Here is a 19,696-nt window from a genome sequence, read left to right on the forward strand (position 1 = left end):
AGGAGTAATCAAAGAGCCCATCAGTGGTGGTGATGCTCTTCCTTGGTTTCCAGCATCGCACAAGGTTCATCAGGAAGCTCCACTTCTATAGTATGGTGGGAGAATGGATAGCTTTTGAGGAGACTACGCAGGTTGCTTTTCAGGTTCATGATATCCTGTAAGGAATCGACTTCTTTTAGCTTTATATGCGCGGTAAACACATGTTTTTCACCATCCAACGACCATATGTGTACATGGTGAAGGGATTCCACGCATTTTAAGGCGAGAATTTTACTATGGATTTCTGCTTCATTTATTTCCTTTGGGCTGGCTTGCAAGAAGATCATAAGTGTTTCGCGAAGCCTTTTGAGGACATTATATAGGATATACAGTGTGATAGCAATGGATAAAGCGGGGTCGATGTAAGGGCTATCCACAAACATCATAATGATAGAAGCTACCAATACTGCCGCCCAGCCTAATACGTCTTCGATAAGATGCCAGCTGATGACTTTTTCGTTCAGGGTCTTGCCATGGCTCAGTTTAAAAGCTGCATAGCCATTTACCGCCACCCCAATGATAGCAAATATAAACATTCCTTGGGCGTCAGAGCTTTCGGGATGAATGATCCTATCAATCGCCTCACGAATCACAAACGCCGAGCCTCCCAAAAGGATAAGGCTATTGATGAGGGCACCAAGAAGAGAAAAACGCTTATATCCAAAAGTGAAGGTCTGCGTGGCTTCCTTATTGGACTTATGCGCCAAATACCAGCTGATCCCTAGAGATATGCTGTCGCCAAGGTCATGAAGGGCATCCGAGATGATCGCAATACTATTGACAAACATCCCTCCAATAAACTCCAGAATGGTAAATCCCAGGTTGAGGAAGAAGGCGAGTTTTATGTTTTTATGGCTGTGATGGTGATCGTGAGACATTGGCTTCGGAAAATTAGTGCTATGACCAAATTTACTGCGAAAATGATTCCACACCGTTGCATAATGGGTATTTGTACCCAGAATCGGTAATTAATTTATGGTTAAAACTCCTAATAATGATTCAGTTGCCTTGCCTATAGCGAAGAGGCCTAAAATTCCCTATTGTATTTTTTTAATGATTAGGGTTTTACCTTGCGATTTTATAGAGTTTGAAGACCAGGTCCACCACTCTATTGGCATAGCCGGATTCATTATCATACCAAGCGATGACCTTGATAAAATTGCCATTGACTACTGTCAATTGGGAATCGAATATGCAGGAATGGGGATTACCGATAATATCAGCAGAGACTAAGGGGTCTTCGGTGTATTCGAGGATGCCCTTATAGTCATTTTGCGCATGGTGCTTCATGAGTTCGTTGACTTGCTCCGTGCTGGTGGGTTGATCAAGGATGGCATTGATCTCGGTGAGGCTTCCATCCGGAACGGGGACCCGATAAGCCATAGCATGGAGTTTTCCTTGAAGCTTAGGCAGGACGAGCTCCACTGCTTTGGCGGCATTGGTGGTAGTGGGGATGATGGACAGGGCGGCTGCACGGGCACGTCTGAGGTCTCGGTGAGGAGCATCCTGGAGGTTTTGGTCTGCGGTGTAGCTATGCACGGTGGAAACAAAGGCTTTTTGAAGACCAAATTGATCATCAAGGATCTTCACCATAGGAGCAAGGCAGTTGGTGGTGCAGGAGGCATTGGAGATGATGGTCTCGTCACCCTTGAGTATAGGGTCGTTGACGCCCAGTACGACCGTGGGTACCTCGCCCACTGCTGGAGCAGAGATGATGACCCTGTTTGCTCCTGCTGTTAGATGTCCTTCGGCTTTGTCTTTGGAGACAAATCGTCCCGTACATTCGATGACTATATCAATCCCAAGTTCCTTCCAGGGGAGCTGCTCAGGGGAGGTTTTACCATAGACATTCACTTTATGCCCATTGATGATGATATGGTCATCTGCGGACTGTACCTGATGATCCCAGCGGCCATGGATGGAGTCATATTTTAGCAAATGGCACAGATTCGAAATTTCCATGAGGTCATTTATAGCAAGTACCTCCACGGCGGGATTTTGCTGAAGCAGTTTAAATACATACCGGCCAATTCTGCCAAAACCATTGATAGCCACCTTTATTTTAGTCATCCTTTTAATCGTTATTGGGTTAGTAATTCCAAAGGGTGAATTTACAAAAGTCCCGCGGTTTTGCCTAAAGTGTTATTTTTTTAGGCTCATAATCAGGAATTTGGGATTAAAAACAGAATATTTTTTGGCAGGGTTTTGTATTGTAAATTTAAGCCTCTATATTTGCATCACCTTACAGAAAGGCAAGGAAATAAAAACAAAATGGTCCGTTCGTCTAGGGGTTAGGACGTATCCCTTTCACGGATGAAACACGGGTTCGATTCCCGTACGGACTACCATCTTGATACCTTGTCTTTCTGTTTTACATGGTCCGTTCGTCTAGGGGTTAGGACGTATCCCTTTCACGGATGAAACACGGGTTCGATTCCCGTACGGACTACTAACAAAAGTGATGTTTTCATCATTTTCTGATTGCTTCATAGCATGATGAATTTTTGTTTTATGGTTGTTAGTGGTTAAAGTGAATGGAAAAGCCTCGTGACATTGTTACGAGGCTTTTTTTATTTTATAGCAGCAGAGAAATTTTACCTGACCACAGGAAGGTCATTTCCGATATAGGCATTAGGATTAATTTTTAGAATATTGGCCTGCCACTTAGCATTGATCCCATCGATTACCAGATTGGTGATGAAAGCATGAGCACGGCCATTTGGATGGATGCCATCGGTGGAGATACCACCATTTGGAGGGACAATGCTCGCATTTAGACTTACCCCATTAGATTTGATCGTGCCAGCAGCTACTTCCTGCATAAAAGCGGCGATGTCCACCAGAATTAGTCGGTCTTGATGTGCACTTACCGCTGCGGCGATATAACCATTGAAAGTGCTGATTTTGGTATTGACCTGCACCTGCTCATCAGGAATAAGTATATAGCTGTCTTCTACGGGGAAACTCAGCCCTCGTTGGCCATTAGGATAATCTGCTGAAGGCTGGCCTAAGGCTTGCGACAGTGGAAGCGTGGTTTTATCGGTTTTCTTACTTTGTCGTATCGAGGGCAGACCCAAGGCCGTCAGATTTGTCAATGATTCATCTTCTATCACAAAAGAATTGTTTCCAGCGATGAATTCAATAGTCCGATAATTCTTCTCTTCTTCACTTATAAAACCCGCAAGCAGTGCCTGGCCCAGTCCTGCATTATAGGCAGTGTACCCTTGATTCAGCTGATTAGCTTCTGCCTGAGTCAGTGGAATAGCATTATAAGGAACTAGATTGAAATAGGGTAGAGTTTCTATGCCTGGGATGTTCATCACCACTCCATTAGCGCTCTCATTTGCCGAAAGCAAGGTGTTAAGGGCTAAGGTGAGTCTTTCCTGAAAATCACTGTCTGAAGTAAGTATTGTGGGGTTAGCAGCTCCTGTGATGGCATAGCCCAAAACATCATTGGCGCCCAGCCAGAAAGTAAAAAAACTACCGCCATCAGCCAAAGCCATCGCCGCATCCCCGATTATGGTGGACTGCCCCGGAGCACTTGCAAATCGAGCATATAGTGGATTGTACGCCGCATTACTGGTGGAGGCAGGTCCACCGGTAAGTGGAGTCAGCGCCTGACCTATGGTGATGCCAGGGACACCAAAATTATTTAAGCTAGCCTTATCACCCGTATAGGCACTAGGCAGGTCTCCCGCACCAATAGGTTGCGGGCCTATTGCTCCTGTCTGACTGTTAGTGACCAAGGTGAGTCTGCCTAAAGGCCCATTAGGCCCCATAGCAAAATAGCCGTTCTCAGAATTGATCGAGGGAACATTATAGGATCCACCACCCACCGCTTCCAACTGGGCAGCAAGGATGATGGCAAAAGAGTTTTGCTGGCTGCGATTGTACAGGGCCCCGTCCATAAGGCCTGCCGTGAGAGAGTTTCCCACATTGATCATCTTAGAGAAATCAGCATTACCAGGGCTGGGTTCATTGTCAGGGACCGCAGGGAATTCATATTGGCAGGAAAAGGCCAGGGCCGCCACTGCCGTAAGATATATCGTTTTATAATTGATAGTCATGGTCGATTTGGGTTTAGTTCAGGAGTTCATCAAAAGTGATGCTGATATAATATATAGCTCCAGTGGATGGGCCGCCATAATTAAGGAAATACCTCTTATTTAAGATATCCGAGCCACCCAATTTGAAAATTGATTTAAGAGATTTTACCTTATAGCTCACCTGCGCATCGATGGTACCCACCGCTGGGACTTCGCCCACTGCAAAAGAAGACTCCCACATGAAAGCGGTTTGGTAACGGTAGGTGACGTTAAACCCTAGCTTGTCCGTTAGTTTTCGATTAGAGAGCATGAGGTTAAACTTATGTTCCGGCGTATTGAAATCAGCCAAAAAGCCTGGTTCGATTTCAGTTAGCAGTTTATTATAGTTGTAATTCCCGCCTATAGTATAGTTTTTTGGAAGATTATAGGTAAGTCCAAGAGCAGCTCCGTGCGCTTCCACAGAGTGATCCACTAGGTTGGTATAGGTTTGGTAAGTGTTCTCCTGTCCCGGAATGGTGATAGGAGTCAGCAGGGAAGGAGCATTTACAGCATTGATAGCGGCCTGGTCACTATTGGCTGGCATTGGATATACTGGCCCCGGAGCTTTTCTGACAGCGGTTTGTGTGATGAAATCATTATAGCTATTATAATAATATGCAAAATCTATCAATAACTTGTTTTCCGCAAGCAGGCCTTTATAGCCTATTTCTATGGACTTCACCTGCTCTGGTCTTAGCTCTGGAAGGTCGTTCACAGGGACCAGCTTACTGGTGGCTGCAGGATCCACGGGGCTGAGGCCAGTTCCTACTTCCGCAATATAGTCGTTGACCGAGTTTAAAGAGAAGGCATTTTCGAAGACATTATACTTCTCACGATAATACGGTAAACCACCGATAAGCCTTGCAGATACCACATTGAGGTCAATGTGCTGCCCCTGGGTGGTGGGCATTCTGAAGCCTGTCTGATAGCTAAGTCGGATATTGCTCTGTCCCTGGGTGAATACTGCTGCGATTCGCGGGTTTACCTGACCTTTGAAATTTTCATTTTTGTCATACCTCAAGGAGGCCATAAGTTTTAGTCGGTCATCCATTACCGTCTTTGATCCTTGGGTAAAAGCACCAAACTCTGAGATGCTGATCTCATTGCCATCCACATCGGCGAATATCGTCCCTTGGGAATTAAGTTCGTAAAGTCTATAGCTAGCGCCTACCTGGAGGTCAAGAAAATCTATTTCGTTTTTGAAATTATATTGGCCTTCGGCCATATACATTCTGGAGCGATCATTAAATAAAGAACCTGAGGGGATATAGTCAGCCTTGATTTCTGCTGCTGCATTATCAAATTCCGCAGTGCCAGGCACAAATCTACCCTGGTCGGCGGCAGCTCTCGCCGCCTGGTGAGCAGCTGCTTGCTGGTCGATCGTCCCAAGGCTACCCGGTGCCACTCCCTGTTGTGCCAGAGCTCCCATATATGTCAGGGTGTATTCTCCAAACCAGGTGCTATTGTCCTTCCAAGTGTCATTGATCCTCACCCCGGTAAGGTCAGCAATAAAGGAACTTCCTGAATTCTCCCGAGTGGTATATACTCGTGCAAAGAAATTGTCACCAGTAAGTTCCAACTTATGTTGCGAAATCTCAAATTCTGATAGGGAGTACCTTTGCGAACCCGTGTACACGGAGGTTCCAGCGCCATAGTTGAGGGTATAGGATAGTTCTGCCTTATCATTGATCCGGTAGTGAAGGGCGGCGTTCACCTTATTGGTGGCGGCACCATAATCGACAAGATACTGCTCCTCATATCCAGTTCTGGATACCACCTGATCGGGGATACTGGCTATATATCCGCCTATCCCCAAGGCTTGAGCAGTGTTTTGGATGCTGCTTACATTTCTAAGTAGGCCAATATTATTTGATACCTCATCCCCGAAAATATGCACTCTATTGGCACCTGGATTGGTAGGAAGGTCTCCTTGGCTTCGTTCGTTTAGGTCGGAATAGTTGGTGCCATACCAGTCCTCCGCACGGAGAAATGAGGCGTTGATTTTGAAAGCCCATTTATTATTGAAAGCTTTTGCATAGCGGATGGCCGCTTCATACAGAGGCTGGGCACTTTGAGGCTCACCGGGCTGGCCATTGATATGATTTAAGCCTTGCTTATAATAAGCACTGAGGCCTTGGTAATCAAAAGGGTTTTTGCTGTTGACCAGAAGTATGCCGTTGAAGGCGTTAGGGCCATAGAGGGCAGAAGAGGCACCAGGAATAAATTCTACACTTTCTACATCCAGTTCAGAAGGACCGTTAAGATTACTGATAGGGAAGTTTAGCGCCGGAGCCTGAGTATCCATCCCGTCCGTAAGCTGGACAAAACGAGTATTGCCCGTGGAATTAAACCCGCGGGCGTTGAGGATTTGGAAATTAATGGAGGAGGAGGTGACATCCACTCCCTTGAGATTGGCGATCGCCTTATAATAACTGTCGCTGGCTCCCTCTCTAATGGCTAGAATATCCATCTTCTCGATCGATACCGGAGAGGTCAAGATGCTCTCTTCCACACGGGAGGCAGAAACTACCACCTCTTGGCCAAGAAGGGTTTGCTCTACCAGTTGGATTTTTAAAGGCTGAGGCTGACTAGAACTAATGTCAATTTCCTTGCTTGCGTATCCCACCATGGAGATGATTAGGGTAAGTGGGGGCGCCTGCTGTACGGTTAGAGAAAAGTTGCCGTCCAGGTCGGTGATCGTTCCGATGACTTTCCCTTTTACCAGAATATTTACCCCTATGAGGGTCTCCTTGGTGGTTTCATCAGTGATCGTTCCTTTTATCGTAGTTTCTTGTGCCCATCCGGGCAGGGCGGCGGAGATTATTAGCATTATGACTAATAAATATCGGAACCACCGCGAAGGCTGTAGGACTATAATCATGGTATTTGGGTTTGTTTGGCTAATTGCATTTAGCCTGATTTCGGGCTAAATACCATTTTAATATAAGGTAAAAAATCCAATTAAATAGACTAAGCCTAATAATATTGCGTTTGTTAATAATAAAAAAATACTTGGCCATATGGCTAAAGTTGAAAACAAGTGAAGTGCTTTTGGTTAATTCCTTAATCTATCCTGCCGCTAGCTTTCTTATCCGCACTTTGACCACCAAAAACCACCAATTAAGGGCTTAGCTATAATAAATAATGCCTTCCCATCTATTTTCGCTGACATTCCTTGGTATAGTTATGCTAATGGTCATGGATAGATCTATTTAATACCAAAAGGATTTATTCAAATACAATTAATATTGTTTTATATTCAAAAAATATAATTTAAAATATCCGATGTAAATAAATAAGTAGTTTAGTAATCAAGTACTTTTAGCTGTTTAATCTATCGATTTCCTTAAGAGCCATTTCAAGCCCTACCGTCTCTAAATCAGTCTGTTAAAATGAACTTCCGGCATGCAGAAATGCATTGAGGAATCCCAATTAGTGACAGTGCGTTTTTCCCGGGTCACTTTTGAGCAGTTTGGTAATAACTCCCATAAGAATCGTAAAGCTGTCGCGTCCGACCGAACCCTTATATTTGCCTAATCTGCGATGCCAGCGCCTTTGGTATTGTTTGGCAGGATAATGAAAATTCAGTAAGCCAAGATGATCTCTGTATGCTGGAGATAGGTAATTACTGCCAGGGACAAAAAAAAACCGCTCTACGGCGGTTTCTATTTATTTGGAGCTTTTATTCTCTTCATTTACGTGCTGTACGAGTCGGTCACATAATTCCTTGATTTCTTCTGACATAAACTCATCGCCAGTGCTATTCAGAATAGTCTGTGCCATGCCTCCAAGGATGTCTATATAAAACCTCTTCATCTCGACCACAGACATATCTTCTGTCCATAAGTCTATTCGCAAGGTGCTGTGATTCTGGTTGTCCCAAACATTCAAGCTGATGCTTTTAGTTTGTTCTACTCCTTCGCCTTCTTTATCAGAAGCATCCCATTCGATGGTTTTTGGAAGGTTCTTTTCGTCTAGATTGATCTTAAAATTAATTTCAGAATTTTTCATTTTGGCAATTGAATTTGAAAATGCAAAACTACAAAACTATCCCCGTAGTTCCTTTATAATAATGGTAAAAGTCCAGTATGCTGATGATCAGTGGCCTAAGGTCGAAAAAAAAAGGGCCGAATTTCTTACAGCATGGTATTGCCATTAGCAGCGTCCGCAGGCACTTGCTGAATAGCATCCCAATGCTCAACGATTTTTCCTGATGGATCAAATCGGAAGAAGTCCATTGTAATATATTGCTCCTGCCCGGGCCATTCCTGATGACTGTGCAGCGCCACCATTTCACCCTCCGCTATACACCTTAAGAATCGTATGCTTTTCTGCGGGTATTCCTGTTGCATTCTTTCGAAATATTCAATAAATCCTTGCTTTCCATCACTTACGGCAGGATTGTGCTGAATATATTCATCCCCTATATATCGCTCCACGGCCATTTTTGGATTTCCTTCAAAGGCCATTTTGTAAAATGCCATTGCGTTTACTTTGTTGATTTCCAGTTCATCCATTATAATGTAGCATCGTTTATTTGGTGCGAAATTAACCTGGTATTATTTTTCTAAGACAAATAAATCGTCTTGTTTTTCCTATGATATAAGCTGAGGCCTGTTCTTCAGGGAAAATTTACTTATAAAGGCTCAGTGCCTCCTCAAGGGTTTCCATAATGGTCTCCAAGGGAAGGTCATACACTGGGTTTATGCTTAGCGATTTCATTTTTTTACGCTTACCCTGTTCGAGGAAAGGATGGCTCATAAGATGGCCCCTTGCAAACAACAGGTAGGGGAAAGCCGTTTGCTTATCCACCCAAAAGTAGCATACCGGACTTTTGCCGTAGCAGAAGCAAGGCATGCCATATTTGATGCTTTCGGTCAATGGCCGTGGATAGGAGAGCATAATTTCCCGCAAGCTTAGCAGACAACTTCTTATCGGTTCAGGATGCTGGAGATATACCTGCGATTTGGCTTCTGAGAGTGAATTCATCCTTTTACGAGGTGCTTTTTCTTATTTAGCCTTGCGGAAATAAGGATGAATAGACTAGAAATGACAAGGAATACCAATAATAAAGCCATCAGGTTGATCACTAAATCTGGTATCGAAAGGGTGGAGGCATCTAAGAAGAAATAGGGATAAAAACCAGAAACCGAACCTTGAAACATGATGAAGCAGAGATAAATGGAGGGCCAAATCAAATAATAAGGGAGCTGTTTCCAGTGGAGGTTTAAGATTTTGGCACGCCGATACCAAAACAAGAAAACCATAATCGGCACCACCGTATGCAGCAGCTCGTCTGCTACCCATTGTAATCCCGTCGGAGACCAAAGAGGCCTAAGTGCAATCTGATAGACAAGTCCCACGATGACTATATATACCGTCAATGGCGTAAGACTGAGCCTTAGGTATTTGGGGGAGGGGCCTTCACTGCGTATTAATTTGAAATAATAAGTGAAATATACCGCCACCATCAAATTGGTAAGTAAGGTGAAATAGCTAAAAAACCGTATCATGGTGTCAATAAAGTGGCTATTTGGGTTTTTCAGCATAATAAGGAGCTGAAGAATTACTGCAAACCAAGCTAGAGAGGCTAAAGCTAAGGCAAATTTGTTTTTCATTTTTTAATGGTAAAAATTCCAAAAGTGTTTCCGGGAATTAATTTAAATAAAATAACCGAATATGAGCGTTTATTACCTCCGTTAATATCGCAAAGGCCTATTAATGAGTCAGGGAATTTTTAGCTTCGCTTAAGCTTAATGTTTTCTAGGGATAAGTTTTGCTAAACCACAAGTAAAATCAAAATGCTTGATAAGTGGAGAGAAAGACCATAATTTGCTTTTCATGCCGTAGTTTTGGGAGAGAGCGGATGATTTCAAGAGAGTACTTAATGATAGAAATAAAAAGATATGGAAATAGATCGTAAATCGCATTGGGAGCAAATCTACCAAGAAAAAGGCCCGACCGAGGTGAGTTGGTATCAGGAAAAGCCGCAGACCTCTTTGGATTTTATTCATTCTGCGGGACTTACCAAAGGCGATTCTATAATAGACATAGGCGGAGGAGATAGCCGCTTAGTGGATTATCTCCTGCAAGATGAATTTTCAAATCTCAGCGTTTTAGATATTTCGGCAAATGCCATTGCCAAAGGCAAAAGAAGACTTGGGGAAGATGCAAATGCAGTTTCCTGGCTGATAAGCGATGTGCTGGAGGTGGAGCTGTCAGAGAGGTATCGCTACTGGCATGATCGGGCGGTATTTCATTTTTTGGTTGCAGATCATCATCAGCGGCAGTACCTAAACTTAGCACGACAGATGATTGTGCCAGGTGGAAGGATATTGATAGGGGCGTTTTCGGAGCAGGGACCAAAGAAATGCAGTGGCATAGCTATTCAGCAATATTCAGCTTCCAGCCTTTGCCAACGGGTGGAGCCTTTCGGCTTTCAGAAAACCCGTAGCAAGATTGTCAACCATTCTACCCCATTCGGTACCGTCCAAAATTTTGTTTTTGTAGAGTTTGAGCGAATAGAGTCTGAAGGTGTAAATTAATTATTATGGAAGCTTAGGGAATATCAGCCCAAAGGAGGGAAGGCAGAAGGGTGGAGTTTTGGCTGGCTGTGTCCTGGCCCAAATGTGAGGATAATGCTATGTGGAATTGATGGCAGGCTTAAAAAAAAAATTCAGGAGGTGAATCCAGTGGGCTGGACTACCTCCTGAATTAGGGGTTTATCAGTTACTGATTTTTTGTTAAAGGGTTGTTAATCCTTTAAATGCTGCATAAAATCCGGAAATCCGCTTGGGGTCCAGTGAATTATTCTAGCACGTGTAGCACGATTTGGATCGGTCAATTCATGGCCTTGGATTTCTTTATAGTCTCTTGCATGATAGATCAAGACAGGGGTTTTGCCGTCTTCGGCTAGCGTGAAGGAGTTGTGGCCAGGGCCAAAGCGATTGATACTTTCATTAGTCGAAAATACCGGAGCAGGAGATTTCTGCCAGTTACGCTTATCCATCAAGTCAGCCTCTTCATCGATCCAAAGCATACCCATACAGTAATTTGAATTCGTAGCACTTGCCGAATAAGTCACGAAAATCCTTCCTTGGTGCTTTATAACTGCTGGCCCTTCATTGACATTGTATTTTTGAGTTTCCCAACTGTACTCAGGTTCTGTAAGGACGATCTCCGGGCCGATAAGGGTGGTAGCATCTTTCATCTCGGACATGACTAGGGCCGTGCCATGTGCTCCGCCTCGTACATTCTGGGCCCATATCATATAGCGCTTGTCTTTATGCATAAAGGTGGTGGCGTCTAGGGAAAAGGAGCTGATCTTAGTCATTACCTGACCCTCCTCCTTCCATTCTCCTTTCATAGGATCGGAGGCGGTATTGGAGAGCGCATACATACGGATATTCCAAATATCATCTGTGTCCCCAGCGGCAAAATAGATATACCATTTTCCATCAATATGGTGCAGTTCAGGTGCCCAAATATGTGCCCCCATATTTCCGCTTGGGTGTTTTTGCCATAATTCCTTTTCCTCTGCCGTTTTTAATCCATTGATGGTGGAAGCTTTGCGCAGCACGATGCGGTCATACTCTGGGACGGTGGCTATTAGATAATACTGCCCTTGCTCGGTGCGGAATACCCATGGATCTGCTCGCTGCTCTACTAGTGGATTGTCAAACTCCATCTGCTGGGCAAGCGAAACGCTGCTGATTAGTCCCAATAATAGGGTGAATAGGCTGAAAATACTTCGGTTCATTTTGGTATAGGTTTATTAATCTTTTCCCTGGTCCCCCCTTTTGATTTATAAGTGGGACAAGCTTATCTATTGAATAAACAAATATACTTAATTATTAATGTATAAAATACACTTATACCATATTTCCTGATAAATCTTCCTTCAATAGCCTATAGAGGGTGTTATTAAATGAGTTTGCGGATGATTTTGCAGGGATTGCCAGCAGCCAGTGTATCATCGGGGATGTCTCTGGTCACCACAGATCCTGCTCCTATGACCGAGCGGTTTCCTATCGTCACCCCGGGGCAAATCACCACAGAGCCTCCTATCCAGACATCATCACCGATATGGATTGGCTTGGCAGATTCCAGTCCACTGGCTCGCTCCTGAAAATCCAAAGGGTGCGTGGCAGTATAGATCTGTACATTGGGACCGATCAGGCTGCGATGGCCGATGGTGACTGGCATGACATCCAGTACCACGCAATTGAAATTAAAGAATACACCTTTTCCAGTTTTGATATTATAGCCATAATCACAATAAAAGGGAGGCTGAATCCATATATTCTCACCCGATTCCGGCATCAATTGCTTTAAAAGCTGGGCAGTGGAGGTTGTTTCCGTTTCTCGCTTCGTATTAAACTCATGAAGTAAATCCCTGGCAGCTTCCCGTTCGCTAGTGAGTTCGGGGTCCATGGCATTGTATAATTCCCCCGAGAGCATTTTTTCTTTTTCAGATTTCATGGCTTTAATTAAGTCCTGCTTTCATGCGCGATATATATGAGATGGCCAAAAGTACCAAGGCAATAATGGCAATCATGGGGTTTCCAAAACCGGAAATTAAATGAGCGGAGGCGGCTAATACGAAGTCAAAAAAGAATCCTGCATAAGCCCATTCTTTTATAGTGGGGTTTTTTACTAACCAAAAGGCAATAAGTCCAGCGATTTTTGCCAAGCCCAAAGGGATAGAAAGATAGGCGGGATAGCCCAATGCGACAAAGGTGTCTCTGGCTCCGGCAGTAAATAATTCAATGCCTGCGGACATTAATAGCAACAGGCTAAGGAGAGCCGTGGATACCAGGAAGATGGTTTTGAGATTTTTCATGGGTTTGTCAGTAATAAAAGTAAAACAGGGTTTAGGATTTGGATAAAAAGTCTTTGGAGGACTTGGGAGGTTTCTTTTGCTTGTTTTCTGCCACACGGAATTTTATCATATCGGAAATCAATTCCATCGGCAGCTCGCTGTCCAGGGGGAACTGCACCGAGCCCTTTCCCTGTTTATAGCTGGCTAACTGACTGGCAAACTGGCTATGACCTGAGGGAGTAGCATAAAATCCGATATGGTTTCCAAAGCCACCAAGATATACGAGTGGTTTTTGGTTTAACTTATAGGCGGCCATACCATAAGAGATGCTTTCCTGCACCTCTGGGGCTATAGCCAGGACCAACTCCCTTATCTGTCTGAGTTTAGCTTGCGTTCTGGCTGGAAAACCCGCGATATAATCATCCACATTCTTGATCTCTCTATTCATTATTACGGGGGTAGTAGGTTTATATTCTTTGTGCTCAAATAAAAATCAATAAAGGCACTTCTATAAAAATAAGATAATCATTTGAAGTCTTTCTAGATTTCATGGTTTTTCTCAGTTCTTGATTTTGAACAGGTTAGCGTGACATTGATAAGGTACAAGCTTAAGACTCCCATGACTATGCCTTCCAACCAGCTGACGAGCTTTTAATTTTCCCTGACCTTTCACTCTGCCCTCATCAGGGCTCGCTGCAGTCATCCTTAATTACCTGTCAAGATTTCTTTTATATAGATAACACTTTGAAGGTTATAATAGGGCAGAATTCCAGTTAGCATATAGGTAAAGGTGTTTTGGTCTAAATGAAAACTTAGGGTTATAATAGCTCTCTATTTTTGATTGTTTGTGTAAAAAATCAAAAAAATGGTTATTATTTGTATTAAAATTTAATAAACTTTTGTTTGAAAGGTAAAAAGTTTATTAAATTTAAGCCTGTGTATTTTGGAGCGCAGGCTAAATCATCAACCTATCACAAACCTATGAAAACTACCCTCAGAATAGTGAGTATATTCTTATTCGCTATGAATTTTATGCATTTGGCCAGAGGCCAAAACCGATATGAACTCAACAGTGAATGGTACTGCAAGCCCCTTGCGGAGTGCCAGACGAGCGGTGAGGAGCTATCAAGCCCATCAGAAGCTATGGAGGACTGGATGCCTGCGACGGTACCAGGCACTGTGCTCACGACCTTACTGAACAATGGAAAGATCCCCGATCCATTTTATGGTATGAACAATGAAAAGATTGAGGATATCTATGATACGGGCCAGGAGCACTATACCTATTGGTTCGTTAAAGATTTCAGCGAAAAAGCCAGGAAGGATGAGCAAGTTTGGCTAAGCTTCCGTGGGATCAATTATAGTGTGGAGGTCTATCTAAATGGCCAGAAAGTGAACCAGGAGCCCTATGAAGGTATGTACCTGCGCAGGCAATTTAATATTACCGGGATGCTGTCCAAGGATGGAAATAATCGCCTGGCCGTGTTGGTTCATCCAGCGGAGCATGTCGGCAATCCTAATGGTGGACAAGGAGGCGATGGGACTATTGCCAGGGGAGTAGCCTTGCAATATACCGCAGGATGGGATTGGATTCAGCCTGTACGTGATCGTAATACGGGCATCTGGGATAAGGTATTTATTGAAAAAACAGGGGCCGTGAACCTCAAAAACCCACATATCGTCACCCTGGTAGAGGGCATCAGAACTGCTCATGGTCCGCAGGATCCAGCAACCATTCAGCTGAGCGCCGAACTGGAAAATACTCAAAATAAGGAGGTCTCTGGAACGCTAAATTATTCCCTTGATGGGGAAACCATCCAGCAGTCCGTAAGCATTCCGGCCAATAAAACGATAGAAGTATCTCTGCCGGATTATAGCTTAAAGAATCCTAAACTCTGGTGGCCTAGTGGGTATGGAGAGCAGCACTTATACGATATCAATATCCAGTTTGTGGCGGATGATAATTTGTCCGATAGTGAAGCGGTTCGTTTTGGGGTTAGAGAAATCCAAACTGAATGGAATGCCCACACCCGAAGTAAGCAAATCTCCGTCAATGGCCAGAAGATATTTATTAAGGGAGGCAATTGGATTATCTCTGATGCGATGCTACGATTTTCGGAAAAGCGCTATGATGCCGAAATTCGCTTTCACCGAGATATGAATTTGAATTTAATTCGAATTTGGGGTGGGGCATTACCCGAGCGGCCGGAGTTCTATGCGGCTTGTGATAAGTACGGCTTACTCGTAATACAGGATTTTTGGATGTCTGGAGATGCCAATGGCCGCTGGCTGGATCCTTACAAAAAAGACGATCAATGGACCCGAAGGCAGTATCCGGATGATCATGATCTATTCCTGGAGTCCGCCATTGACGTGATCAAAATGCTCAGAAACCATGCTTCTTTGGCCATGTGGTGCGGAGGCAATGAAATCACCCCGCCAGCAGATATTCTATATGCCCTCAGAGATGAGATCCTGCCCGAATTGGACGGTACACGTTGGTTTATCGATTACTCCAACTCAGATGAGATGTCCTATAACTTCAAGGGCGGAAATGGCGATGGCCCTTATGGCATACAGGATATTTCCACCTTCTGGGGTGATAAAACCTGGCCTTTCAACTCCGAGGTGGGCTCCGTTGGCACTGGTGATGCGGTATCGCTAAGAAGATTTATCCCAGAAGCACATCAGGTGATTCCCGAGGAGCAAGACGGAACCGAAAAAGTGAAAGATGAAGTCTGGACCTATCATAAATATATAGATTATCGCGATGCGATGGATCCCTATGGCAAACCTACCGATATGGAGGATTTTGCCTCCAAGGCACAGTTGGTAAATTACAACCAATATCGAGGGCTTATCGAAGGATTTTCGGCTCATATGTGGGATTGGTACACAGGCGTCATCATTTGGAAAACACAAAATCCATGGACTGCCCTGAGGGGTCAGATGTATGATTATTACCTCGACCCAAATGCCTGCTTATATGGCTTGAGAACGGGCAGCGAGCCTGTTCATGGGATGTATGACCCTGTTACAGGCAATATCATGATTGCTAATAATACCTTCGAGCAGCAATTTGACCTCATGCTGAAGGTGACCGCTTATGATCTCAAAGGGGAAAGCAAGGTCCTTACACAGATATTCTGCTATATCGAGCCGAGTGATAGTAGGGTGATCATGTCATTGAAGAAAAAAATTGACGAGCTAAGGGCAGAGGAGGGCATGTTTCTCTCCGTTCAGCTGATGGATGAGCATGAGAATAAAGTGAGCGATAATTTCTACTGGTTGCCAGATGCTAGCGGAAATTACTCGGGATTACAGGCCATGGAAAAGGCTGGACTTGAGGCATCAGCCAAAAAAATATCGGATACAGAAATAGAACTTCGCCTCAGCAATAACGAAGGGAACACGGTGTCTTTCTTTAATCGGGTATCTTTGGTGGATAAGGCTTCTGGCGAGCGCTTATTACCCACTTTTTATAGTGATAATTATGTATCGCTAGTTCCTGGAGAAAGCAAAACCATCTTACTTACCTACGAAAACCTGGAAAGTAACCAGACTTCGATAGAAATAGGAGGGTGGAATATGGCCAAGCAAACTATTTCCATCGACTAGGACTAGTTTTTAGAATCAACCAAAAAGCCCGGAAGATCATTTCTTCCGGGCTTTTTGACTTTTTCATGCAATCATCAAGGCCATTTGATGGGCCTGTTAAAATTCCTATATGAGCTCGAGGAATGAAGGGAGGGTTTATTCTTCCAGTCGTTTGATCATTTCCTTCATTTGAGCGATTTCTTTTTCCTGTGCCTTGATGATATCTTCGGCTAGTTTTTTTACTTCCGGATCCTGTATATCCGCTCTGTTACTTGTCAATATCGCAATAGAATGATGAGGAATCATGGCCCGCATCCATTTCACATCATCAATGGGCACCTGCTGACGTACCAGGAGGGTGGAGACCGCCATGACTAAGACACTTCCAATAAGAAGGGCGGCATTTTTGACTTTGTTTTCATACATCTTCTGCATGAATAAGAACATAACGATCGCCATGCCACCAAGTCCAATTAAGGTCATATACATTCGAGTCCAACTGAAGAAAACATGACTGAATTCAAAGGTGTTGAAATACATGGTGATATACATGGAGATACCAGAAAATAGAAGCATTAGAATAAAACGGGTATAAGCTGGGATTTTCATCGTGTTTAATGGTTTAAGTTTAGTGCATGAGCGCTGCTGAATGACCCTGGAGCCTACTAGCCTTGAAGATGGCTTTATACAAATCCGAATAGCAGAAACTCAGGATAAAAAACAGGCTAATTATTCGCATTAACCTCAAAAAAAAGTCCAAAAATGTGTTTTATACCATTTTTATGGGAAATAATATATTATTCTATCGAAAATCACCAGTTATGAAAGGCAAATAAGAACCTTACGGTTGATTTATAACAAACCTAAGCCTCATTATCGATGAACTTTATACATTGTACTTTTCGCAAACTAAAAGATACTTTTAGATTTCACCCGGTTTGGTCAATTGAAATAGCCTGGTAGACGAAAAGGACAATAAAAAGAGGGCGATTATGACCAGCAGAATTTTTGGTTCAGGTCTGGCAAAAAATTCCAGGAATAGGGCCGAGGCCATGGTGGATCCGAGGATAAAATAGGTAAATATGGATATGATTTTTATAGGCTTAGCGCTAATATAAGTTAGCAATACTGCAATAAGCACCTCAACAATCCCCGTGAAAATCCTAAACCCATCTGCATCAATGCCTAAAGCATCCTCAAATTGCTTAAAACCAGCCAAACTTTGTTCTTTTCCAAATAACTTCGGTATTGCAAAGAAAGTCATTAGGACTGCACTGACTAAATTGAATAAAATGATAAGAGCTCTTTTCATGATCGAGGATGTTTAATTAGGGATTAGCTTTCATTGGAGCTATATAAGGAATCCATTTTAGAGTAAATAAGTTTCAAGGATGAGCTTAGGTATTAATATTAAAACCTCAAGTCTAAATGACTTGAAAATGAAAAACCAATTTTATATACAACTGTCCAAAAAAAGCTTCATGAATCTTCCTGATTTCGTATGATCAGAATAGCGGACTAAAATACCAAGGTTGGAGATTGGGAATCAGTCTAAGGCAGGAAGTGATTTTTATCTGGCAGACTTTTTTATCCAAATATAGCCGTCATCCTTTAGTTCGTGGACAAAAGAGCTTTGGCTGTTCTTTAGCTTCGCCTTGCAATGATGATTTAAGCATAGCTAATTAGATAAGGGCCACCGCTTATAGCACAGGCTTAAAGTCCTTTCCATAGTCAGAAATAAAAAGGATAGAGTTTAAGTCTATAAGGGATATAAGTTTAAAGCCTAATTTCAAAAAACCATCTCAGGAATCTCTCCTTCAATGATTAATCGGCCCTCTGTTTTGGATTTGATTTCGTCCACGCTCACGCCGGGGGCTCTTTCCAGTAATCTAAATCCCCCTTCTGGCATCACAGTGATAAGGGCGAGGTCAGTGACGATTTTTCGCACACATCGGATACCGGTGATGGGAAGGGTACAGTTTTTAAGTAATTTGGACTTACCTTCTCGGCTGCAGTGCTGCATGGCGACGATGATGTTTTCGGCAGAGGCCACCAGGTCCATGGCGCCACCCATTCCTTTCACCATTTTTCCGGGGATTTTCCAGTTGGAAATATCACCATTTTCAGAGACCTCCATCGCTCCGAGGATGGTCAGGTCCACATGCCCGCCGCGGATCATCGCAAAGGACATGGAAGAGTCAAATAGGGCGGAGCCTTTTACCATGCTGATGGTTTGCTTGCCTGCATTGATGAGGTCGGCATCCACCTCTTCCTCGTTAGGGAAGGGGCCGAGTCCTAATAAGCCATTTTCGGATTGGAGAACCACTTCCAGCTCCTCAGGGATATAGTTGGCCACCAGCGTGGGGATGCCTATCCCAAGGTTGATATATTGCCCGTTTTTAATTTCGCGGGCTATTCGTTTGGCAATTTGGATTTTGTCTAACATGGGGGGAGGGCTTAGGGAGTGACGGTTCTTTTTTCGATGCGTTTTTCATAATTCTTCCCTTCAAAAATCCGCTGCACGAAGATTCCGGGAGTATGGATATGGTTAGGGTCCAATTCTCCCGCTGGAACAAGTTCTTCCACTTCGGCGATCGTTATTCGGCCAGCCATGGCCATCAAGGGGTTGAAGTTTCTGGCGGTTCCTTTAAAGATAAGGTTTCCGGCGGTATCGCCTTTCCAGGCTTTCACCAAGGCAAAATCAGCGATAAGACCTCGCTCCAGGATATATAGTTTACCGTCAAATTCCCGCTGTTCCTTGCCGTCGGCCACTTCGGTGCCTACGCCCGCTGGGGTGAAAAAACCAGGGATGCCTGCTCCGCCAGCGCGGATTCGCTCCGCTAGGGTGCCTTGAGGGATGAGCTCAACTTTGAGCTCTCCACTGAGCAGTTGCCTTTCAAATTCGGCATTTTCACCTACATAGCTGGAGATCATCTTGCGGACCATGCGCCGCTGCAACATCTGTCCGATCCCAAAGTCATCCACTCCGGCGTTATTAGAGATACATGTGAGGTCATGGAGGTCCCTTGTGAGAAGGGCGCTGATGCAGTTTTCCGGAATGCCACAGAGACCAAAGCCTCCCAGCATAAGGACGGAATTGCTGCCAATATCCTTAGTGGCAGACTCGGCATTGGGTACGGTTTTGTTAATCATA

18 protein-coding genes and 2 tRNA genes are annotated in these 19,696 nt (G+C 43.8%); 4 read left to right on the top strand and 16 right to left on the bottom strand.

What is annotated here, in order from left to right; translation table 11 throughout:
- Nucleotides 1–20 precede the first annotated feature (20 nt).
- Together B050_RS0115465 and gap are read right to left on the bottom strand one after the other, a co-directional pair.
- Nucleotides 21–917, bottom strand: a complete 897-nt coding sequence (locus B050_RS0115465) for a cation diffusion facilitator family transporter (protein ID WP_018474851.1) — start codon at nt 915–917, stop codon at nt 21–23.
- 187 nt (nt 918–1,104) lie between these two features.
- The gene (gene gap, locus B050_RS0115470; protein ID WP_018474852.1) at nt 1,105–2,109 is read right to left on the bottom strand and encodes a type I glyceraldehyde-3-phosphate dehydrogenase; all 1,005 of its coding nucleotides are present in this window, start codon (nt 2,107–2,109) and stop codon (nt 1,105–1,107) included.
- Nucleotides 2,110–2,312: 203 nt separating this feature from the next.
- Between gap and B050_RS0115475 the strand changes: the two genes are divergently transcribed.
- Nucleotides 2,313–2,387: transfer RNA gene (locus B050_RS0115475), tRNA-Glu, on the top strand.
- A gap of 29 nt (nt 2,388–2,416) precedes the next feature.
- Nucleotides 2,417–2,488 (top strand) — tRNA-Glu (locus tag B050_RS0115480).
- A 145-nt stretch (nt 2,489–2,633) separates the two neighbouring features.
- On the opposite strand, the gene B050_RS0115485 is transcribed toward B050_RS0115480, so the two are convergent.
- From B050_RS0115485 to B050_RS0115510, 6 genes are all read right to left on the bottom strand, one after another.
- A complete protein-coding gene (locus B050_RS0115485; RefSeq protein WP_018474853.1) occupies nt 2,634–4,106 on the bottom strand; it encodes an SGNH/GDSL hydrolase family protein in 1,473 nt (490 codons plus the stop codon).
- A 13-nt stretch (nt 4,107–4,119) separates the two neighbouring features.
- Nucleotides 4,120–7,005, bottom strand: coding sequence for a carboxypeptidase-like regulatory domain-containing protein (locus tag B050_RS0115490; RefSeq protein WP_157492829.1), 2,886 nt, complete (start codon nt 7,003–7,005; stop codon nt 4,120–4,122).
- Between the two features lie 788 nt (nt 7,006–7,793).
- Nucleotides 7,794–8,135, bottom strand: a complete 342-nt coding sequence (gene gldC, locus B050_RS0115495; protein WP_018474855.1) for a gliding motility protein GldC — start codon at nt 8,133–8,135, stop codon at nt 7,794–7,796.
- Between the two features lie 125 nt (nt 8,136–8,260).
- Nucleotides 8,261–8,641: a nuclear transport factor 2 family protein gene (locus B050_RS0115500; RefSeq protein ID WP_018474856.1), complete on the bottom strand. Its 381-nt coding sequence runs from the start codon at nt 8,639–8,641 to the stop codon at nt 8,261–8,263.
- A gap of 115 nt (nt 8,642–8,756) precedes the next feature.
- Entirely contained in the window at nt 8,757–9,113 is a 357-nt protein-coding gene (locus B050_RS0115505) for a DUF1801 domain-containing protein (protein ID WP_018474857.1), read from the bottom strand.
- On the bottom strand, nt 9,110–9,742 hold the full coding sequence (locus tag B050_RS0115510) for a Pr6Pr family membrane protein (RefSeq protein WP_018474858.1): 633 nt from the start codon (nt 9,740–9,742) through the stop codon (nt 9,110–9,112). The genes B050_RS0115505 and B050_RS0115510 overlap by 4 nt, the downstream gene beginning before the upstream one ends.
- A 288-nt stretch (nt 9,743–10,030) precedes the next feature.
- Between B050_RS0115510 and B050_RS0115515 the strand changes: the two genes are divergently transcribed.
- Nucleotides 10,031–10,669: an SAM-dependent methyltransferase gene (locus B050_RS0115515; RefSeq protein WP_018474859.1), complete on the top strand. Its 639-nt coding sequence runs from the start codon at nt 10,031–10,033 to the stop codon at nt 10,667–10,669.
- A gap of 209 nt (nt 10,670–10,878) precedes the next feature.
- Here the strand turns inward: B050_RS0115515 and B050_RS0115520 are convergent, their stop codons facing one another.
- The 4 genes from B050_RS0115520 to B050_RS0115535 all read right to left on the bottom strand — a co-directional run bounded on the left by B050_RS0115520 (nt 10,879) and on the right by B050_RS0115535 (nt 13,393).
- Nucleotides 10,879–11,883 (bottom strand): glycoside hydrolase family 43 protein, encoded by a 1,005-nt coding sequence (locus B050_RS0115520; protein WP_018474860.1) that lies wholly within the window; start codon nt 11,881–11,883, stop codon nt 10,879–10,881.
- A 164-nt stretch (nt 11,884–12,047) separates the two neighbouring features.
- On the bottom strand, nt 12,048–12,605 hold the full coding sequence (locus B050_RS0115525; RefSeq protein ID WP_018474861.1) for a sugar O-acetyltransferase: 558 nt from the start codon (nt 12,603–12,605) through the stop codon (nt 12,048–12,050).
- 4 nt (nt 12,606–12,609) lie between these two features.
- The gene (locus B050_RS0115530) at nt 12,610–12,966 is read right to left on the bottom strand and encodes a DoxX family protein (protein WP_018474862.1); all 357 of its coding nucleotides are present in this window, start codon (nt 12,964–12,966) and stop codon (nt 12,610–12,612) included.
- A gap of 31 nt (nt 12,967–12,997) precedes the next feature.
- Nucleotides 12,998–13,393 carry an iron chaperone gene (locus B050_RS0115535; RefSeq protein ID WP_018474863.1) on the bottom strand — a complete coding sequence of 132 codons (396 nt, stop codon included), beginning with the start codon at nt 13,391–13,393 and terminating at the stop codon, nt 12,998–13,000.
- Between the two features lie 533 nt (nt 13,394–13,926).
- On the opposite strand from B050_RS0115535, the gene B050_RS0115540 reads away from it, so the two are divergent.
- The gene (locus B050_RS0115540) at nt 13,927–16,563 is read left to right on the top strand and encodes a glycoside hydrolase family 2 protein (protein ID WP_018474864.1); all 2,637 of its coding nucleotides are present in this window, start codon (nt 13,927–13,929) and stop codon (nt 16,561–16,563) included.
- Nucleotides 16,564–16,698: 135 nt separating this feature from the next.
- On the opposite strand, the gene B050_RS0115545 is transcribed toward B050_RS0115540, so the two are convergent.
- From B050_RS0115545 to B050_RS0115560, 4 genes are all read right to left on the bottom strand, one after another.
- A complete protein-coding gene (locus B050_RS0115545) occupies nt 16,699–17,151 on the bottom strand; it encodes a DUF305 domain-containing protein (protein ID WP_018474865.1) in 453 nt (150 codons plus the stop codon).
- A gap of 313 nt (nt 17,152–17,464) precedes the next feature.
- Entirely contained in the window at nt 17,465–17,854 is a 390-nt protein-coding gene (locus B050_RS0115550) for a DoxX family protein (RefSeq protein ID WP_018474866.1), read from the bottom strand.
- Between the two features lie 477 nt (nt 17,855–18,331).
- Nucleotides 18,332–18,988, bottom strand: a complete 657-nt coding sequence (locus B050_RS0115555) for a 3-oxoacid CoA-transferase subunit B (protein WP_018474868.1) — start codon at nt 18,986–18,988, stop codon at nt 18,332–18,334.
- Nucleotides 18,989–18,999: 11 nt separating this feature from the next.
- A complete protein-coding gene (locus tag B050_RS0115560; RefSeq protein ID WP_018474869.1) occupies nt 19,000–19,695 on the bottom strand; it encodes a CoA transferase subunit A in 696 nt (231 codons plus the stop codon).
- Nucleotide 19,696: the final 1 nt, after the last annotated feature.

Origin of the sequence: Echinicola pacifica DSM 19836 (assembly GCF_000373245.1) — a bacterium.
GTDB lineage: Bacteria > Bacteroidota > Bacteroidia > Cytophagales > Cyclobacteriaceae > Echinicola > Echinicola pacifica.